Here is a 5,480-nt window from a genome sequence, read left to right as displayed (position 1 = left end):
GTCAACATCAGTTTCATCTGTATCCCAGTAAAGCTCAATTCGTAAATCATATGCCTGTTCATCCTTGTATATTGTAAACACATCAGAAACACCTGTGTTTCCGTTATCATTAGTTGCTCTAAGATAAAATTCATTCTCCTGTTCAGTTATCGAAATCCACTGATTGAAATCTCCACAATAAACCTCAATTACCTGTTCATCGCCATTCAAATTAAGTGTTGCCTTATCACCATAAAAAAATGGAATATAACCTTGAAGTTTAAATTCATCTCCATTTATAATTTGGCCATTTTCAGGAGAATCAATATTTATTATTGGAGGATTTACTGGCCATTCTAAATCAATTGAAACTGTTGTATCTTCATCAACATAAACTGTTCTGGTTTCCTCATTATAATCTCTCAGATAAACACCAATTGTATAAGTCCCTTCTGAAACATAATTAATTGTATATGGTGTTAAATGGTAAATATTCTGCTCATTGAAATAAATATTTGCACCAGGTGGTTCGGACTCTACTGTTATGGAATATCTCTCATTTGAACTATCCTGATTTCCATAGACTTTCCAGATTCCATTTATCTTTCGTAAATAAGTTACATCACCATATCCATCAGCTGGCACATAATAATTTATTCCATTAAGGTTTAGTGTAAAAGACACATTTGCATAATTACCGTAAACTTCAACATACAAATTGATAATCTTTGCATTCCCACCAATTCTTTGATTCCAAATATTCCATTCATCATTGTAATCTTTAGAATTATGTAAGAAATTATCATCAAAAAAAGCCATAATAGCATTGACATTTGAGGTATTATAAGCACTAAAGATACCTTCAATGACATTTGAAATTTGTATTATTTCACTATCAGAATTGTCACCATTTGTTATTTCAAAGATACATCCATATAATAATAACGATAAACACATTAATAATAAAAATATTTTTTTCATCTGAAAATCCTTTCGCCACAAAGACACAAAGAAAAAAAATGTAAACTCTCATTCCCAAGCCCCAGCTTGGGAATGCTCAATGCCATTTTCATGCTCCTTTGTGTCCAGATTTGTTTTCGGGACATGTATGTTTCATATGAAAATCCCTTTTTTATCTCAATTCGGGATAAACCCGAATCTACCCACCATCTGGTGGGTAGCAATAGATTTATCCTGTTGCTACTTTTTTATCTCAATTGGGAATTCTCTGCTGTCAGGGATTGGTCCCTGACAGCTCATAAAAATAGCACTTAATTAGATAGAATTTTTTTATAATAGTTTAATTCTTAATATCCTTCCAAAAACTCTTTCCAATTTTGGGCAAAGGAACTTGAAAAATTTCAGAAACCGTTGCTCCTATATCAGCAAAAGTTTTTCTGATTCCAATATCTACACCATTTTTTACAGATTTACCATAAACCAATATTGGTATATATTCTCTTGAATGGTCAGTACTTTCTGTAGTTGGGTCGCAACCATGGTCAGCAGTGATAATTAGAATATCCTTTTTGCTCATTATTTCCATAAATTTTGGTAACCAATTATCAAATTTTTCCAATCCTTTTGCAAAAGCAGAATAATTATTTCTATGCCCCCACATCGTATCAAAATCTGGCAAATTAGCAAAGAACAACCCTTCATCCAAACGATTCATTTGAGATATAATTTCCTTCATTGCCTCTTCATTATGATGAGTGTGAATAGAATCAGTAAGACCATTAAAATTAAAAAGGTCTCCAATTTTACCAATTCCAACAACATTATGTTCATTTTCTTTTAATCTATCTAATACACTTCTTTCTGGAGGACTAATAGAGAAATCTTTTCTGCGCGGTGTTCTAACAAAGTTATTATTTTCTGTTCCGATAAAAGGTCTTGCAATAATTCTGCTAACTCTATTATCGCCGATTAATATTTTATTTCTTGCAATTTCACACATCTTGTATAGCTCTTCTACAGAATAAATATTTTCATGGCAGGCAATTTGAAATACGCTATCAGCAGAAGTATAAATGATAGGATATTTTGTTTTTAAGTGCTCTTCTCCCAACTCGTTAATAATAACTGTACCTGAAGCAGCCTTATTGCCGAGTATCCCTTTACATCCTGTTTTCCGAATGAATTCATCAATAATTTGTTTTGGAAATCCATCAGGATATGTAGGAAATGGCTTTAAGGTTGGTATTCCCATAATTTCCCAGTGACCAGAAGTGCTGTCCTTTGCTGCTGAAATTTCTGCTGCTTTTCCCCAATTGCCAATAGGAGCATTTTCTTCTTTAACACCTTTTATTTTTGTAACATTTCCCAAACCTAATTTTTGAAGATTTGGTAAGAATAACCCGTTACATCTGGATGCAGTATTTGCTATTGTATTACTGCCCTCATCATTGTATAAATTTGCATCAGGAAGTTCTCCAACTCCAACTCCATCAAGGACAATTAAAATAACTTTTTTTATTGTTATCATAGATATTCGTGGTTAATTATTATATCAGCATTTGCCCTTAGCTTTCTAATATGTTTTAATAATTCCAATTCTCCTGTTATTCTTTCCAATTGTTTTTTTAATGCATCTTTTATTTCTTTAAATTCTGGAATTCGTGATTTTTTTTTATCCATAACTTTTACAAAATGATAGCCAAACCTTGTTTTGATAGGACCTGTAATTTGCCCAATTGGTAGACAAAAGGCAACATCCTCAAGTTCTTTTAGAATTTTCCCTCGTTGAATATAACCCAAATTACCACCATCTTTCCCACTCGGGCAATCGGAATACTCCTTTGCGATTTCACAAAAATCATCCTTATTATATAATCTCTTACTTATTTCCTCAATCTTTTGAAAGGAATTCAGGCCATCATCCTTTACCAAAATATGGCAAATTTTTATCTCTTCAGGAATTATGAAATCATGCTTATGAGCTTCATAATATTCAGATATTTTGTTATGTTCAATCTTGACTTTATTAATAAAATGGGATTTGATAAATTGTTTAACGCGAATATTATTTCTAATATGCTCAATAAGTTTGTCAGTTGTTAAAGAATACTTCTTCATCTGGTCAGAGAATTCATCAGATGAAGAATATTGATTTTGTATCTCTATAAATTGGTATTGAACCTCCTGTTCGTTAATGGGAAGGTCAACTTTTTGAGATTCTTCCTTGAGCAGGATTGCATCAATTAAATTATTTATAGCTAATTTCTTTAACTGCAGTGTTACATTCTTTGATTTTCTTTCTTGCATTAATTGATACAGTTCAGCTTTATACTCTTTATCTGAAATTTTGTAAGAATTTACAATCGCAATATGCATAATTAACTCTTTAAAAATTTTGCTATTTTTTCTTCTATACTTAATAAGTTAAGATTTGATGCATTTATTGTCAAATCTATTTCCTGTTTTGCAAACCAAGTAAATTGTCTTTTGGCATAATTCCTCATGTGTTGTTTTATTAAATTTACAGTTGTATCCCAATCTGATTTATTATTAATATAACTTAATAATTCTTTATATCCGAGTGAATTCATCCCAACGCTTTCTTCAGTGAAACCCTTTCTAATAAGATTTTTCGTCTCATTAAGAAGCCCATCAGAAATCATCTTATCAATCCGGTCATTTATTCTTTTATATAAAATTTGTCTGTCTTCGGTTAGATAAATCGTAAAATGGTTATATCTTTTATTTAATTCAAATTCCTTCCAAAATTTGGATAATGGGTTGCCAGTAAATTGATAAACTTCAAGTGCCCGAATTATTTTTTTGGAATCATTAGGATGAATCTTTTCTGCTGCAATTGGGTCAATTATTTTCAATTCTTCATAATAGTATTGTGAGCCTTTCTCCTTTACCTGTTTTTGCAAATCCATTCTGATATTTATTGGAATTTTTGGAGTCCTACATAATCCATATAAAAGTGATTTGATATAAAAACCTGTACCGCCAACAATAAAAGGGATTTTTCCTCTTTCGTATATTTTAGATATAATCCTATCAGCATCTTTTGTAAAATCCCCTGCTGTGTATTTTTCATCTGGATTTTTAATATCAATAAGATGGTGAGGAATTTCAGCAAGAATATCTGGCTTTGGTTTTGCAGTTCCAATATTCATAAATCTGTAAATCTGCCTTGAATCAGCAGAGATAATTTCCAGAGGGAATTTTTTTGCCAGTTTTATTGAAAGCTCTGTTTTTCCAACAGCTGTTGGACCGCAAATTACAATTATTTTCTTCATCTTCGGGGGTGTCATGGTCCACACCATGACACAAATGAATGACTGTCATGGAATGGTCCATTCTTCGTAGTCCCGATTCAATCGGGACGAAGGGTGAATCCCTGACAGCTCCTTTTGTTTTTAGCTAGCTTAACTGAGTTCACCGAGTCCTCATGGACCATTCCATTTAACCGAGTCGTCACGGACCATTCCGTGACGAACTTAATTATTCATACACTATCTTTACTACCTGATTTAATTTCTGATTTTGCAAACTCATCTCTTTCCTATCCAAATATCTCACTTTTATATCAACATTATCCTTATTGGGAAAACCAAAATACAATGTCTGACTATGCTGATTTGTTGTACCTTTTCCACCTTGAACTTCACGAATCTGTCTTAATTTGTCTTGTGTAACTTCAACTCGTGTACCAATAATTGGAGTCTTCCCATTTTTATCTAAAATTTGTACTCCCAGCCAGTTTTGACCTTTACTTTCATTTCTGAATAGATGAATACCTTCACTGCTACAAACCAGCAAATCTAAATCACCATCATTGTCATAATCTGAAAATGCAGCTCCCCAAGAATTGAAAGTTCGCACACCAGCCAAATATGAAATATCAGTAAAAGTTTTATCACCATTATTTAGATAAAGATAGCTTCTACGGTTGGGATATATTGATGTAATAAATAGGTCAAGATAGCCATCGCTATTAATATCTCCCCAGGAAGGGTCGCTGTGGCATTCATCATAAGTAATGCCAGCAGATTCTCTGCTATCAATAAATTTTTCATGTTTCAAGTCATTAACAAATAGCATTGTCATATCAGAAAAATCTATAAATCTTGGATGAGCAAGGTTAGCACAAATCAAATCCATATCTCCGTCGTTATCAAAATCACCCCATTCAGAACCTATCGTATGCCCAAACCATTCATCAACATAGTTTCCTTCAACTCCAGCTTGTTCAGCAACATTTTCAAAAGCTTTTCTTTCCTGATTATTCCAGAGAAAATTCTTATCTAATCTGTAATTTGATACAAAGATATCAAGGTCACCATCATTATCAAAATCTCCCCAGTTCACTCCCCTACCAGCTTGATTTTCCTTAAATGGTGGGACAATCTTTTGCGATTCTGTCACATCAGAAAATTTACCATTTCCTTCGTTATGAAATAGGAAATCTGGTTCACTATCAAGAATCTCCCAGCGTTCATAATTTGCTAAATACAAATCCGGAAAAAGGTCTCCATCAAAAT

5 protein-coding genes are annotated in these 5,480 nt (G+C 32.6%); all 5 read right to left on the bottom strand.

From position 1 onward, the window contains the following. On the bottom strand, positions 1–960 hold a 960-nt coding region (locus U9R23_01520; protein ID MEA3475115.1), incomplete at its 3' end, for a PEGA domain-containing protein. Between the two features lie 319 nt (positions 961–1,279). Continuing rightward, positions 1,280–2,467, bottom strand: a complete 1,188-nt coding sequence (locus U9R23_01515) for a phosphopentomutase (GenBank protein MEA3475114.1) — start codon at positions 2,465–2,467, stop codon at positions 1,280–1,282. After that, positions 2,464–3,315 carry a peptidylprolyl isomerase gene (locus U9R23_01510; protein MEA3475113.1) on the bottom strand — a complete coding sequence of 284 codons (852 nt, stop codon included), beginning with the start codon at positions 3,313–3,315 and terminating at the stop codon, positions 2,464–2,466. The genes U9R23_01515 and U9R23_01510 overlap by 4 nt, the downstream gene beginning before the upstream one ends. 2 nt (positions 3,316–3,317) lie before the next feature. Beyond that, the gene (miaA, locus tag U9R23_01505) at positions 3,318–4,235 is read right to left on the bottom strand and encodes a tRNA (adenosine(37)-N6)-dimethylallyltransferase MiaA (GenBank protein MEA3475112.1); all 918 of its coding nucleotides are present in this window, start codon (positions 4,233–4,235) and stop codon (positions 3,318–3,320) included. 205 nt (positions 4,236–4,440) lie between these two features. After that, positions 4,441–5,480 (bottom strand): CRTAC1 family protein (locus U9R23_01500; GenBank protein MEA3475111.1); only part of this gene is annotated, 1,040 nt, incomplete at its 5' end.

The sequence above is a fragment of the Candidatus Cloacimonadota bacterium genome (assembly GCA_034722995.1).
In the GTDB taxonomy this organism is placed as follows: domain Bacteria; phylum Cloacimonadota; class Cloacimonadia; order JGIOTU-2; family JGIOTU-2; genus JAGMCF01.
This window is presented reverse-complemented; position numbering and strand designations above follow the sequence as displayed.